Below are 14,679 nucleotides of genomic sequence, written 5' to 3' on the forward strand. Positions count from 1 at the left end.
GATAGCGTTGACCTTGACCTCTACGAGGGTCAGAAAGGCTTTTAAAAAAATCATTAAGCTCCATTACAAAATATTATTTGGTCAAAATTAATAAAATCCCAGAACTTAACAGCCCTGCTCTCTGGAGGAGAGGGGTTGGGGGTGAGGTTAGTCTACCCTTACAAATTTCCTTTTTTCTTTTCGTTAATAATAAACTCTGAAGTACGAGCCGATAAAGCTAAGATTGTCCAAGTTGCATTTTTATCTCCCTGAGAAACAAAAGGTGCAGCATCAGCTACAAACAAGTTTTTCACATCATGTGCCTGACAATTTGAATTCAATACCGACGTCTTAGGGTCTTTACCCATTCTGGCAGTTCCTACTTCATGGATAATTCTTCCTGGGTCAGCCAAGCCATAGTTTGTACTTGCATCTGGCTTTTTACCAAGCGGTGTACCACCCATTTCAGTAATTATCTGTTCAAAAGTATCCTGCATGTGTCTTGCTTGCTTAATTTCGTAGTCCGACCATTTATAATGGAAACGTAATACAGGAATACCAAATTTATCTACGACAGTAGGGTCTATTTCACAATAGTTGTTATAATCAGGTACAGGTTCTCCTCGACCAGCCATACCGATATAAGCTCCGTAGAAACGACGATAATCTTCTTTTAAAGAAGCTCCATAGCCACCCGCTGCTTTTTTGATACCTTCACGTGTTGGGAATTTTTCATTGATCCCTTCAATACCCCATCCAAAACCATAAGCAGGCATACCCATACCTCCGCCATATTCAATGTGGTAACCTCTTGGGAAATCTAATTTTTTATTATCTCCCCACCATGGTGTGTACACGTGCATCCCTCCTACTCCGTCTTCATTATAACGTTTTCTATCAAACAATGCTGGAATAATTGCTGAACGAGAAGCTCCCGTTGAGTCATTGATATAACGACCTACAATACCGCTTGAATTAGCCAATCCATTCGGGAAACGAGCAGATTTTGAGTTCAACAACAAACGAGCTGTTTCGCCAGCACTGGCTGCTAATATTACAATTTTACCTTTTACAACTTTTTCAGTCATCGTACGAGTATCCACATACGATACGCCCGTAGCTAAACCTGTAGTTGGGTCTGTCAATACTTCACGAGCCATTGCGTAAGTAATCAACGTACAGTTCCCTGTTTTAATGGCCGGAATCATCAATACTGATGAAGAAGAAAAATCGGCATAAGCCTGACAAGCTCTATTACATTGGCTACAATAAAAACACTGTCCACGCTCTTTATTGATAGGTTTTGTCAAGATTGAAAGACGCGACGGAATTACTGGAATACCAATATTCGTAGCACTTTTCTTAAGCATTAATTCATGCAAACGTGGTTTCGGAGGAGGTAAAAAATAACCATCTGGGTCATTTCTTCTGCCTTCGTTAGTACCAAACACACCAATTAGTTTATCTACATAATCGTAATATGGTTTTACATCATCATAACCAATTGGCCAATCTTCTCCTAAACCATCAATAGATTTTCTTTTGAAATCATCAGGACCAAAGCGAAGGGAAATTCTACCCCAGTGATTGGTTCTTCCTCCCAACATCCTAGAACGAAACCAGTCGAATTTAGTACCATCTTTACGAGTATAAGGTTCTCCCTCAATATCCCAGCCACCATAAGCAGCATCGAAATCACCAAAAGCACGCGTAGAAGAGGCTCCACGACGAGGAGATTCCCAAGGACTTTTTAATTGTGTAATATATTTTGGGTCGGCTGGGTCATAATATTGACCTGCTTCTAGTACACAAACTTTTGCACCTGCTTTGGTCAGTTCATAAGCTGCCATTCCACCGCCCGCACCCGAGCCAATGATAACGACATCATATACTGTTGATTGTTCCTTAATTTGAAAGTCCAGCATTTATTAAATGATTTTTTGGGTTGAAGAGTATTATTGAATCGAGTAGGAAAAATAGTGATTAAATAGATATTTTATATCCTTTTTTATAAGAAATCAATATTAAAACCCTAATTCCACTAAAAACACCGCAATAAAAGCAGAAAAATAGATAATTCCATAGTAAAAACAGCAGGTATTTGCAAAAATTGCAAATACCTGCTTAAAATAACGCAAGAAGTATTAGGTTTTTCTGGAGGAAAGATTTACTGATAGATGCATCCATTCTGTAACCATGCAGTTATCTAACGTAAAAACATGAGTCATCCCGAATTTCAAAATCATAAAAAAGCGGTCTAAAAATAAATTTAGACCGCTTTTTTATGATTGATGTTCAACGAATTCCTACTGTTTGAGCGAAGCGAGTTTAGGAATTCTTGATTTTCTTTTGTTACTTTTCTTTCATCAAGGAAAGAAAAGTAAGGACTAGACGATAATTAAGTAGAAAACCTCTCAAATTGTCTCCAAAACGCATAATTTTAGGAAAAATCCGGGATGACTCATGTATATTTATTGAAGTTTAGAGGTTTCAGCTATGTCTTTTGTTAAAGCTTTGCTATTAATTCATCGAAATAAAGCGATCTGCTGAAGCTGGTACTGGTGATACCGTACCTACATTGACAGTCTTAACAATTTTAGTAGCACCGTCGGTAATTTCAAAGCTGTATTTACCATCTTCCAATTCGCTTAAATCAAATTTGCCACGATACGTAGTTCCCTTTTTACCAACATACTCGTTAACTAAAACTTCTCCTTTTTCATTTTTCAAAGAAATTGACAAATTTTTACCTTCAAGCTTTTCAATCAATATATTCATTTGTAATGTATTAATTGTTTGATACATCCCTACTGCAAAAGGTTTCTGAATATTAGTAGCTTCGTTTTTGTCTGCTGCATTAGCAAAGAATGACAATACTGAACATAAAGCAATGGCGAAAGTTTTTACTATTGATTTCATTTTTTTGTTGTTTAGAAATTAAAATTTCCTGTTTATTTAAATTAAATTTTCTGAGATTAATCTTTCTGATTATGCTAATAGTATTAACAGAACTGTGCCAAAAAATGTAAAATATTAACTATCAGACACTTAACATTTTTAGCCTATTAGCAAGGTGTACGGTTTTAGTACACGACTGTTCGGTTTGAGGACAGATTAGCGCAATTCATATTTATCCCTAACGAGGGAATTAATTCCCTCGTTAGGGATAAAGGATTTGCCCCGCTAGTTCATTGTTAAGCAAAGCGTCACTTGGACTTGAGATAATTCCCCTTCATGCAACATTTTCTGTGTAACATGAATCATTTATTGGTATGTTACTCCTTTTAAATAGCTAGCATATTTACCTCCCTAAACCGACGACTTTAATGAGACATATTTTTATCATCCTTTTCTTATTGCTAATAGGTGCTAAATCATCCGCATTCCAAACAAATTTAGTCGACAACGTATATCATATAGAGGACAGTGTGTTAATAAAAACCAGAGATGGTGCTTTTATTTCAGCCATTATTGTCCGCAAAAAAGATAATGACAAACCTCAGCCAGTTATACTACAATTCACGATTTATGCTCGTAGCAGAGATATAAAAAGTGTTAAAGAAGCAGCAGATAAAGGTTATGTAGGTGTAATGGCTTATACGAGGGGAAAACGATTTAGTCCCGATGAAGTAACACCTTATGAATACGACGGTAGAGATGCTTATGATGTAATTGATTGGATTAGTCACCAAGCTTGGTGTAATGGTAAAATCGGAATGTATGGTGGGAGCTATAATGGCTTTAGTCAGTGGGCAGCTACTAAACAAATGCATCCAGCCTTAAAAACCATTGTGCCGTATGTAGCCAACCGACCGGGAATGGGTTTGCCGATGGAAAATAATGTATTCTTGAATGCCAATTACGAATGGGCATTTTATGTTTCCAACAACAAATACCTTGATACGCTTGTAGGAAATAATAGAACTCGCTGGCGAGCCATGCAAAATAAATGGTGGGAAAGCGGTGTGGCATACCGAAAAATAGATAGTTTAGAGGGTACTCCTAATAAATATTTACAACGATGGCTACAACATCCTGCTTATGATAAATATTGGCAAGATATGGTTCCCTATAAAGACGAATTTGCTCATATCAACATCCCAGTTTTATCGATAGATGGCTACTATAATGACTCCCAGATTTCAGGATTGTATTATGTGAAGGAGCATTATAAATACAATAAAAATGCTAATCATTATTTAATTATTGGTCCGTATAGCCATTTTGGGGCTCAAAAAGGCGGTGAAGCTGTTTTGCAAGGTTATCAAGTAGACTCGGTTGCATTAATTAATACCAAACAAATTACTTACCAATGGCTTGATTATATTCTTAAAGATGGCAAAAAGCCAGAAATCTTAAAGGATAAAATAAACTATGAAGTAATGGGGGCTAACGAATGGAAACATGTTCCTTCGTTAGAAAAAATGAGTAATAACTACCTACAATTATATCTAACCAATATCAAAGCAGGCAAAGACTATCAACAACTAACACAACGAAAGCCTAGCAAACAAGCTTACCTTTCCCAAGAAGTAGATTTAGCCGACAGAACTACCAGTAATAACGACTATTATCCCGACCCAATTATCCGCAAAGAGCTTGATAAGTCTAATGGTTTTTTCTTTTTAAGCGACCCATTCAAAAAAACTATTTCAATTGCTGGGGCATTCAGTGGGGAAATAAAAGCTAGTATCAATAAGAAAGACATGGATATCGGGGTCGTACTATACGAGGTAATGCCCAATGGCGAGTTTTTTGAATTATCATACTTTTTAGGCAGAGCAAGCTATGCCAAAGACATTACTTCAAGAAACCTTTTAACGCCTAACAAAATAGAGGGCATTCCATTTTCCAATACTCGTTTGGTAAGTCGTCAGTTAAGTAAAGGTAGTAGATTGCTAGTAGTATTGAACATTGATAAAAACTCCTTTGCTCAAATCAATTATGGAACAGGGAAAGATGTGAGTGATGAAACAATAGCTGATGCCAAAGAACCCCTAAAAATAAAATGGTATAATGATAGCTTTATCAAAGTACCCATTTGGAAATAATGTATCTCAATACTTTAATCAACATCATGAAAAAAACACCCTTAATAACACTGTTGCTAATGTCTTGCCTTACTAGGGTAAATGCCCAATTATCCAAAAATCAATTAGAAGCTATTGTTAATAAATATGCAAATGTCTATATGAGTGATTCTAATGCGGTAGGATTATCTGTTGGTATTATTCAGCACGGAAAAAAATATTTTTATAATTATGGGCTCGTAAAAAAGGGGAAGAATGAATCGCCGACTAACAAAACCATTTATGCAATGGGTTCTATTGCTAAAACATTTGTTGGAATACTACTAGCCCAAGCTGTAAAGGATAACAAGGTACAGTTAACGGATGATATTAGAAAATACCTAAAAGGCAATTACCCTAACCTCGAATTCAATAATAATCCTATTACGTTGGTTCATCTGGCTAACCATACAGCTAGGCTACCAGAATCGCTCTGTAAATTCCCAAGTAATTGGCAAAGCATGAATCAAGAAGAAAAATATGTATTCAAACAGCGATATAATCGTGAGGAATTCTATAAAGATTTACATACTATTAAACTTGACACTTTACCTGGCTATAAATACATTTATTCTGGAAGTGGAATGACACTCCTAAAATTAATTCTCGAAAATGTGTATCAAAAGCCTTTCCAAGAACTGATTAACCAATACATCAATAAACCCTTACACCTTAGTACTACAAAAGAGTTACTCAATACTACGGAATGGGGAAACTATGCTTTCGGGAAGCAAGATGCGGCAATTGTGAGCCATACAAAAAGCATTGAAGACATGACTACAGGCCCAGGTTTATGCAGTACTACCGGCAATATGCTGAAATATATCCAAGCAAATATCTTGGCAATCAACGAGGCTATAAAATTATCGCACCAGAAAACCTTTGAAGATAATAATAATACAATGGCATTAGCATGGCGATTGGATGAAGAAAACAGCACTATCTATCATTTAGGAACGGGCTGGGGTTGTAATAGTATTTGTAAGTTTTCGCCAAAATACAAAACAGGTATTATCATTTTTGTAAACGAAACAATGAATAAAAAGAACATGACGATTATGGCTAACAATATTCTGGAAGAGCTAAATAAAAACAGCGGAATTAAATAGACAGTAGCTTCAAAACATGCTAATTTCTTAGAAAAACTTAAAGAAACAACGTTACACAAAGCGATACCTGCAATAAGCAGTGCTAAGGTAGCAATAACAATTTGAATAATATCGAGCTGTAGTAATGACGTACTCATCTGAGTAATGACTAAAGTTACAATAGGTTAATACAATTTACTATCAATTTATATTACTTGAACACCTTAGCTTAACATTTATTTCCACCATTCGGCAAACTCCTCATTTTTATATTGCTCATCGTTTGATAGAAAAGCCTTCGCATAACTCAACCATCCTTTATCAAAATATTTTTCGTTAGGACTAAACTCTCCTGCTCCTAAATCAAAGTCACAGGCAATATTAGGTACGCGATAGTCTGCCCATTTACAAATTTTAGATTTTGGGGCATTATACATTGTCCAAGAACCTTCAAAAGCATTATTAAAATATCCATCTGAAAGCAAGTTGATATCATCATACTTCACTTGGTTATCTTTATTAATATACCATTTTGTGCGTAATTGTCCTGTAAAAACACCTGTATGGGATTGATTTCTATTTTCAAAAAATTCATATTTAGCGATTAATAGCCCTTGTATTCTAATGCCTGCATCCTTGGCTTGATTATCCACACCAAATTGCTCTCGCTTGGTCTCATGAATTTTCTCCACGATTATTTTACCAATAAAATCGCAGACATTTCCTTTTACATTTGATTTCCCATAAACAAAATACTCTTCGGGATTATTGGTATTTTTAACAACAGTTAGAACCTTTACCTTAATACGTTGAAAATCATCTCCTAGCACACCCAATACATTATAATTATCTGTCTTGCTCCACAAATCCGAAAAGTCGTAAGGAAGAAATACATTTTTTTTGTTTTCTTCATAAATCTTCTCTCCATTCAAAATATCGTTATGACAATTTGCTTGGGAAAAAGTTGAAAATGAGCTAACAATAAAGATAAATGAGCATATTGTTTTCATTTTATTGAGATGTTGTTTTTGATTGATTGCTAATTGGTCTATAAAAATACTCATTATTTCTATCCAACGGGACGAATACTGTGTGTCTCTATTATTTCTTATTTCTTATTCCTTAATCTTTTTTCTGTGCTGTTCTCCCCAAATACTCAATTCATTTAATAAACTTTTTAAAGTATGGCTATATTCAGTTGCTTCATAAATAATAGTCACTGGAGTAGTGGAATATACTTTACGTGTGATAAGGTAATTTAATTCTAAATCTTTCAATTCATTTGATAATACCTTGGGAGATATGCCTGTGATTTCATGCTGAATCTCACTAAAACGTTTTGGTGATTGTACCAAGCAAAGTATCACAGCAAGTTTCCACTTTCCATTAAGAACATACATCGCATCGATGACGTTTTTGAGCGACCCAGCACATTCTGCCTTGCTCGTAAGCATGTTATTTTCAATTGTTTTCATTATCACAAAGATACTAACTTTCCTAAAAGTAACTGCTTTCCTTTGGGTAACTGCTAACTTTTGTATACTTCAAGACAATACCTTTGTCCTTGACAATTCGAGAGAAAAAACCTTTTAAAAGGACATCTGACAATCTCGGAATTTTAAATTAATCAATAAAACATTTATGAAACGTATCCTTCATTTAAAATCTAGCCTACTAGGCAAAGAGTCTTATAGCATTAAGCTAGGCAATGCAATAGTTGAAAAAATTCAGGAAAAATATCCTGACAATGAACTTGAAGAATTAAACTTGGTCGATTTTGAAATACCGCATCTTAGCCCTACTGTACTTCGCACCTTCTTTATTCCTAAAGATCAACTGAACGAAGAAGAAAAAGAAGCTATTAGCTTATCTGATAGACTGGTGAAACAGCTATTTGCGGCAGACATCATTGTAATCGGTGCACCGCTTATCAACTTTACTATCCATACCTCGCTAAAGGCTTGGATTGACCATATCACTAGGGCAGGAATAACTTTTGGGTATAATGCCGATGGGCCTGTTGGAATGGTGACAGGGAAAAAAGTTTATGTAGCCATGTCATCTGGGGGTATTTACTCAGAAGGCCCTGGTAAAGCCAACGACTTTGTCGCACCCTATTTGAGTGCTTTCCTTGGTTGTTTAGGGATGACAGATTTAACCGTTTACCGAGCTGAAGGATTAAAAGTGCCAAATGTGAAGGATTTTGCCATGGCAAAAGCACTTGACAGTATAAAGATTGATTAATATACCTAGCAGTCGCTCGCTTTCCAAGTGAGTGACTACTCTCAAAAGGCTACCAGCCTTTTCTAAAATAAGCTTTTAAAAAGTAGCGGTAACCCTTGCGGTTACCGTTGTTTTATATCTGTAAAAAAGCAACCGCAAGGGATTACCGCTACCTTAGGCTACGGACGTCTTATAATTCATAAACATCCATTAAGGTATCATTGATTTTATCAGTCAGTATCTCTACAAGTTCATCATCCATAAATTCATAATCGTCTGGAATATTTAGGTTTTCAATAGTGGGTAATTCCAGAAAACTATAAATCTCCTTGATTTTTGCTTTTTGGTCAGTCTCCATTACAAAAACAAAATCAGCCCAGTTCAAATCGCTTTCAGAAATTTTCCTTACACTCTTAGGACTCAATCCTACTGACCGAATATTAAAGCGATTATCATTTTTAAAAATATGCTCTGCTGTTCTGCTACGCTTTTTGTTTTTTCCACAAACTACCAATATGTTTGGTCTTTCAGTTGCTATCATTCAATATTTTTTATGTCCTTTATTGACAGCAAAGTACCTAAATTTCTAAACAAATCCCAATAGCATCACTTGAACTAAAAATAACACGTAGGGACGAATTGCATTCGTCCTATTGGTTCGTACACAAGGACGAATGCAATTCGTCCCTACCACTATTACAAACACGCAATCATTTTCTTAATTTCAGCTTTATCAAATTGTTGAGATTTAGCCTCAATCTCTGCCAAGGTCAATGGTTTATTGTTGCCAGAATTAGGGAAGATTAAATAAACAATTCCTTTGTCAGAATCTGAAGCAATAATTTGCTTCAAATTCTTCTTATAAATCAATTTAATACCTAACCTTTCAGATAACTTTACAGAACCTTCTCCTATGTGTTTGTTATTACCCGTATCTGCAACAATTGCAAAACTTCCTTTGTTTGTTTTTTGATTAAATACATAAGCCAAATCACCTTTTTTGACACCTTTCGCTATCAAATTAGGAGGGATAGCGATATAAGGAATTTCCTCGGAATTTACATATCTTCTATAGTCTGTTACCTTTTTAGTAGCATCTACCAAAGAAGTCTGGGCAAGGTAATATCCAGGGAATGGGTCAGAAGATTTTTGTATATATGGCTTGTTACTCTCAAATACAATAACACTCGGACTTAAATTACCAACTCCTCCAGCACTAGAAAGATTGTCCAAGCCAATATTCTGAGGATGATAAGCTTGAGGCGACCCATCAACATCAATTGTCATTTCAGATACATAGCCAATAACCGCATTATTAATCTTCCAAACTTTCGCAGTTGGATTTTTAGGATAAGAAAGTTTTAAATCGACTTTTTCACAAGTAGTTTGACCAACAATACTGTCTTCGCTAAAGAAGAGGGCTAAAACTAAAGTTAAGACTTTTTTCATCGTAGTAAAGTTTAAGGTAAGTTTTTTATTTTTCAGTAGCTTTCATACCTAAATAAGTAGTGGCACTAATACCCATCAAACCTAGGGTTTCAGGACTAAATTCTGGGAAATCTCTGTCTCCATGTGCCATTTTCTTGAAAAAAACTACTAAAAAAACAACACTAAAGATAAGGTTGAAAATTAGGGCTTGATAGCGATAAACAGTAATCCCTGTTGAGTCTGAAAGTATTTGAGTGAAAAAATTAATGGGTTTTCTAAGTTTAGGAGGCATTTCACTATCAGTCTTCGGACTATCTACAGCAACAGTTGGGGGAGTAGTACTGCTATCGATGATATTCGCTACAGCAGTAGTACCAACGCCTATGCCCAGTAAAACCAAACAAGTTGAATTGAGTGGTATTACTTCGCCTCTGATACCAAAGCCAATCACAAAACAGGCACCTATTATGGTAGTCCACCATAATCCTTGTGTACGGGCAAAGCTATAGGTTTCTACAGGACCAGTATCAGAATCAATCACACAGATGTCTTTGAGGATTTTTGTTTTGACCGAAAGGGAAATTGCACTGAAGACTATCAACAATGCCAAAGCATTACAAATTAAGTTCATGGTTATATAAGTTAAATTGGTTATTCAAACCTAACAAAAAAGCCAGCCCTTTAAAAGGCTGGCTTACAATAATTTATCTTATATTTATTATTCGGTACATTAAGGCTTATTCTACCTCCAACTTCCCTACATTCTCAAACTTAATAGAGCCCTCTTCATCTACTTCCATCATCACTACCGAATCTTTATTAATATAATTACCAAGGATTTGTTTAGATAATTCATTTAAAATTCTTCTTTGCATTACACGTTTCAAAGGTCTTGCACCCATCGTTGGTTCATAACCTTCTTCGGCAAGTTTCACAAGTGCCTCATCTGTGCTTTCCAAAGTGATGCCTTGTTCTCGTAAACGTTCTTGAATGTGTCTGAACTGAATTCTAACGATTTGGCTAAGGTTATCTTTAGACAATGGCTCAAACATCACAATTTCATCCACACGGTTCAAGAATTCTGGTCTTACTACTTGTTTCAATAAAACCATTACCTCTTCTTTGGCTTTCTCCATTACGATATGGTTGTTCCAACCTTCCATTTCTCCCATTTTTTCTTGGATGATATGGCTACCAATATTAGAAGTCATGATGATAATCGTATTCTTGAAATTAGCAATTCTACCTTTGTTATCCGTTAAACGACCATCATCAAGTACCTGCAACAAAATGTTCCAAACATCTGGATGAGCTTTTTCAATTTCGTCTAACAAAATGACAGAATATGGTTTTCTACGAACAGCCTCAGTCAATTGTCCTCCTTCATCATACCCAACATATCCCGGAGGTGCTCCCACCAAACGGCTTACTGCATGGCGTTCTTGGTATTCCGACATATCAATTCTCACCATCGCATTCTCATCATTGAACAGATAATCTGCTAAGGCCTTTGCCAATTCAGTTTTACCAACTCCCGTAGTTCCCAAGAAAATAAACGAACCAATCGGACGTTTAGGGTCTTGCATTCCTGCACGAGAACGACGAACGGCATCAGAAATAGCCTCAATAGCCTCATCTTGTCCAGCTACTCTTTTACCTAATTCAACTTCTAGATGTAGTAATTTTTCTTGTTCAGCTCGCATCATTTTTGATACAGGTACGCCCGTCCATTTAGCTACTACTTCTGCAATGTTCTCTGGGGTTACTTCTTCTTGCAACATCGGCGTTTCGCCATTTTTGTCAGCAGTTTTTACGTTTTGCAATTGTTTCAGCCTATTTTCAGCCTCCACTAATTTACCATAACGTATCTCTGCTACTTTACCATAATCGCCAGCTCTCTCAGCTTGTTCAGCTTCCAATTTCAAGCGATCAATATTTTCTTTTTCTTTACGAACTTCATCCAAAACAGACTTCTCCCCTTCCCATTTCGCCATCAAACCACTTTTCTTATCGGTAAGTTCTGCTAATTCTCGGCTGATAATATTTTCGCGTTCTTTATTATTTTCACGTCTGATTGCCTCACGTTCAATCTCCAATTGCATGATTCTACGTTTCAAAGCATCTATCTCTTCAGGAACAGAATCTATTTCCATCCGCATTTTTGCGGCAGCCTCGTCCATCAAGTCAATGGCTTTATCTGGTAAAAAACGATCTGAAATATAACGACTCGATAATTCTACAGCTGCAATTACAGCATCATCTTGAATCCTTACGCCGTGGTGTAGTTCATATTTATCTTTAATCCCCCTTAAGATAGAAATGGCATCAGTAATATCTGGTTCATCAACTACTACCATCTGGAAACGACGTTCCAAGGCTTTATCTTTCTCAATGTATTTTTGGTACTCTTTCAAAGTCGTTGCACCAATAGCATGCAATTCTCCACGAGCCAACGCTGGTTTCAATAAATTAGCGGCATCCATCGCCGAATCTCCGCCACCACCTGCACCAATCAAGGTATGAATCTCATCAATAAACATGATGATTTCTCCCTCTGCATCTGTTACTTCTTTGATAACGGCTTTAAGTCTTTCTTCAAACTCGCCTTTATATTTCGCTCCAGCAATCAACAAACCCATATCTAACGTATAAATCTGCTTAGATTTCAGGTTTTCGGGTACATCACCCATTACTATTCTTTGTGCTAATCCTTCTACAATTGCGGTTTTACCTACCCCTGGCTCACCGACCAACATAGGATTATTCTTAGTGCGTCGTGATAATATTTGTAATACCCTGCGTATTTCCTCATCTCTGCCAATCACAGGGTCAATTTTCCCAGCTTTGGCTAATTCATTTAGGTTTCGAGCATACCGTTCTAATGAACGATAGGTTGCTTCTGCATTTTGGTCTTTCACGGTTGTGTTTCCTCTTAGTTCTTTTATGGCACTTTTTAATTCTTTTTCCTTATATCCACTCTCTTTCATCAAACTTGCCACAGCATCTTTCCCTAACAGGATTCCCGATATTAATAATTCTATGGATACAAATTCGTCTGAAAATTCCTTTAATAAATTTTCTGCTTTGGTAAAAGCAGCAGCAGCATCGTTTGCTAAATAGGGCTGACCTCCACCAGAAACTTTAGGATAGCCATTTACTATATTTTCCAGTTTCGATGAAAAAATTGCTTGATTCACTTGTAACTTTTTCATCAAAAACTCTGAAGTATTGGGTTCCTCGTCGATGATGGCTTTTAGCAAATGGCCCGTTTCAATAGCTTGTTGGCCATTTGCTGAGGCAATCGAAGCGGCATGTTGGATTACCTCTTGAGTCTTGGTTGTATATTTATTAAAATTCATCGTATAAATGATTTTCTGTTTTTCAATCGTTGATACTACTATTTTATCAAAAGCTAAGCCAAGCTAGTTTTGCGGAAAAAATGGCATATTTTTGCGCAAAAAATTGAATTGTTTAAGCCAAAATGACGGTTTTTTTGTTGGAGACTTTAGGATGTTAGGACTTTAAGACTGGAAGATAAAAGAAACAAGACTTAAAGATATTTAGACTTGAGGACTTTAAGAAGAAAGAAGCCTCCCCAGCAGTAGCTCTTTTCTAACGAGTGACCACTATTAGGAGGCTTCAAGCCGATAATAAGAAAAAAGACTTTAGGATGTAAGACTTGGGGACTTTAAGAAGGAAGCCCCCTCCGCATTCGCTCGTTCTAACGAGTGACGACTATTATAAGGCTTCAAGCCGATAAATAAGAAACAAGACTTAAAGATATTTAGACTTGAGGACTTTGAGCATCCAACAGTAGCTCGTTTTTAACTATTAGTACGTTGATATCTATTCTTTTGCCTCGTTGTAATACATCTCATTAACGTTAGCCCCTATTTGCTTCGTATTTATTTCCATACTTCCGCTTGTCTTAAAAACATATTTTGCCTGCCCTATAAAAGTTATTCTTGGGTATTTTGAATATAAAAGTTCGTCAGTAATTTGATTTAATTGTCCTTTCCTACTTTCCTCTTCTAAATAGTTTTCTTTAAGCGTATAAATTACAGAAATATATTTTAGGTTCTTATTCTCTTCTATTTTATCAAAAACCTTGACACTTGCCGTTAAGTTTTGCCCAAGACTGTCAGCGAAAAGCTTTTCAAGTACTTTACTTTCTGCATCATTAAAACTACTTTCCACATACTTAACTTTCGCATTAGTAGATTCAAATGCTTGAAAAGGTAATACTAACAAAAGTAAAAGTCCGTAGGAAATTACTAATGGTACAATTGCCTCAGCTATGTTAAATTTTGGCTGTTCTACATTTATTGGGTCGTAGGTAATCACTTTTGTTCCTGCAACTCTGTCACCTAGCCTTCTACTTGGGCTTGTTAATGTAATAATGACTTCTACTGGCCAAATCACACAAAAAATATTTCGTATAAAACATTTCAACGGCGAAGCAACTTGCCCTGTATTGTTATCAACAATCTGAGTTTTAGTTATTACTTTTCCTAAGCTTCTTCCCTTAATAATATCCTTACAGAAATACAGTGCAAAACCAACTAAAGAAACATAAAATAGAGGTCCGTCAAAACCTATCCCCATATCTTCTTGTTCATGCGTAACTGAAGCATTTAAAGCCTTTGAAATATTTACTATCATCATTGGTATAAAAAATACAGTGGCAATCATTGTCATGATGAAATGGTCGAGTATCATAGAGCCAAGTCTCGTTGCTGTGTTAACATTGTGTTGTACAATCATTTTTAGTGGTTTTTATAGAAAATATTTAAAGTTTAAATACAAAGGTGGTTAATTGACAATCTATCAATCTTCAATCCATATTTATTTTATCAATTCAGCTCAACGAAAGAATTGTATTTTGAGTATCA

12 protein-coding genes are annotated in these 14,679 nt (G+C 35.9%); 3 read left to right on the plus strand and 9 right to left on the minus strand.

All coding sequences use genetic code 11. The features are described from left to right. Positions 1-158 precede the first annotated feature (158 nt). Complete coding sequence (locus VB264_RS06865) at positions 159-1,904, minus strand: GMC family oxidoreductase (protein WP_323247914.1); 1,746 nt, start codon at positions 1,902-1,904, stop codon at positions 159-161. A gap of 595 nt (positions 1,905-2,499) precedes the next feature. Beyond that, entirely contained in the window at positions 2,500-2,898 is a 399-nt protein-coding gene (locus VB264_RS06870; RefSeq protein WP_323247916.1) for a hypothetical protein, read from the minus strand. A 407-nt stretch (positions 2,899-3,305) separates the two neighbouring features. Here VB264_RS06870 and VB264_RS06875 point away from each other — a divergent pair, with 407 nt between their 5' ends. Beyond that, positions 3,306-5,030 carry a CocE/NonD family hydrolase gene (locus VB264_RS06875; RefSeq protein WP_323247918.1) on the plus strand — a complete coding sequence of 575 codons (1,725 nt, stop codon included), beginning with the start codon at positions 3,306-3,308 and terminating at the stop codon, positions 5,028-5,030. Between the two features lie 26 nt (positions 5,031-5,056). After that, complete coding sequence (locus VB264_RS06880; RefSeq protein WP_323247919.1) at positions 5,057-6,157, plus strand: serine hydrolase domain-containing protein; 1,101 nt, start codon at positions 5,057-5,059, stop codon at positions 6,155-6,157. Between the two features lie 215 nt (positions 6,158-6,372). On the opposite strand, the gene VB264_RS06885 is transcribed toward VB264_RS06880, so the two are convergent. Both VB264_RS06885 and VB264_RS06890 read right to left on the minus strand, forming a co-directional pair. Continuing rightward, the gene (locus VB264_RS06885; protein ID WP_323247920.1) at positions 6,373-7,146 is read right to left on the minus strand and encodes a hypothetical protein; all 774 of its coding nucleotides are present in this window, start codon (positions 7,144-7,146) and stop codon (positions 6,373-6,375) included. A gap of 105 nt (positions 7,147-7,251) precedes the next feature. Then, positions 7,252-7,611 (minus strand): winged helix-turn-helix transcriptional regulator, encoded by a 360-nt coding sequence (locus VB264_RS06890; protein WP_323247921.1) that lies wholly within the window; start codon positions 7,609-7,611, stop codon positions 7,252-7,254. Between the two features lie 166 nt (positions 7,612-7,777). Between VB264_RS06890 and VB264_RS06895 the strand changes: the two genes are divergently transcribed. Continuing rightward, entirely contained in the window at positions 7,778-8,380 is a 603-nt protein-coding gene (locus tag VB264_RS06895; RefSeq protein WP_323247923.1) for an FMN-dependent NADH-azoreductase, read from the plus strand. A 169-nt stretch (positions 8,381-8,549) separates the two neighbouring features. On the opposite strand, the gene VB264_RS06900 is transcribed toward VB264_RS06895, so the two are convergent. From VB264_RS06900 to VB264_RS06920, 5 genes are all read right to left on the minus strand, one after another. Continuing rightward, positions 8,550-8,900, minus strand: a complete 351-nt coding sequence (locus tag VB264_RS06900) for a protein-tyrosine-phosphatase (RefSeq protein ID WP_323247925.1) — start codon at positions 8,898-8,900, stop codon at positions 8,550-8,552. A gap of 155 nt (positions 8,901-9,055) precedes the next feature. Next, the gene (locus VB264_RS06905) at positions 9,056-9,808 is read right to left on the minus strand and encodes a glycoside hydrolase family 75 protein (RefSeq protein WP_323247927.1); all 753 of its coding nucleotides are present in this window, start codon (positions 9,806-9,808) and stop codon (positions 9,056-9,058) included. A 25-nt stretch (positions 9,809-9,833) separates the two neighbouring features. Further along, positions 9,834-10,418, minus strand: coding sequence for a hypothetical protein (locus VB264_RS06910; RefSeq protein ID WP_323247929.1), 585 nt, complete (start codon positions 10,416-10,418; stop codon positions 9,834-9,836). Positions 10,419-10,524: 106 nt separating this feature from the next. Then, positions 10,525-13,146 (minus strand): ATP-dependent chaperone ClpB, encoded by a 2,622-nt coding sequence (gene clpB / locus VB264_RS06915; protein WP_323247931.1) that lies wholly within the window; start codon positions 13,144-13,146, stop codon positions 10,525-10,527. Between the two features lie 487 nt (positions 13,147-13,633). Further along, positions 13,634-14,551, minus strand: coding sequence for an RDD family protein (locus VB264_RS06920; protein WP_323247933.1), 918 nt, complete (start codon positions 14,549-14,551; stop codon positions 13,634-13,636). Between the last annotated feature and the right edge of the window lie 128 nt (positions 14,552-14,679).

It is taken from the genome of Arcicella aquatica, assembly GCF_034928825.1.
Taxonomy (GTDB): domain Bacteria; phylum Bacteroidota; class Bacteroidia; order Cytophagales; family Spirosomataceae; genus Arcicella; species Arcicella aquatica.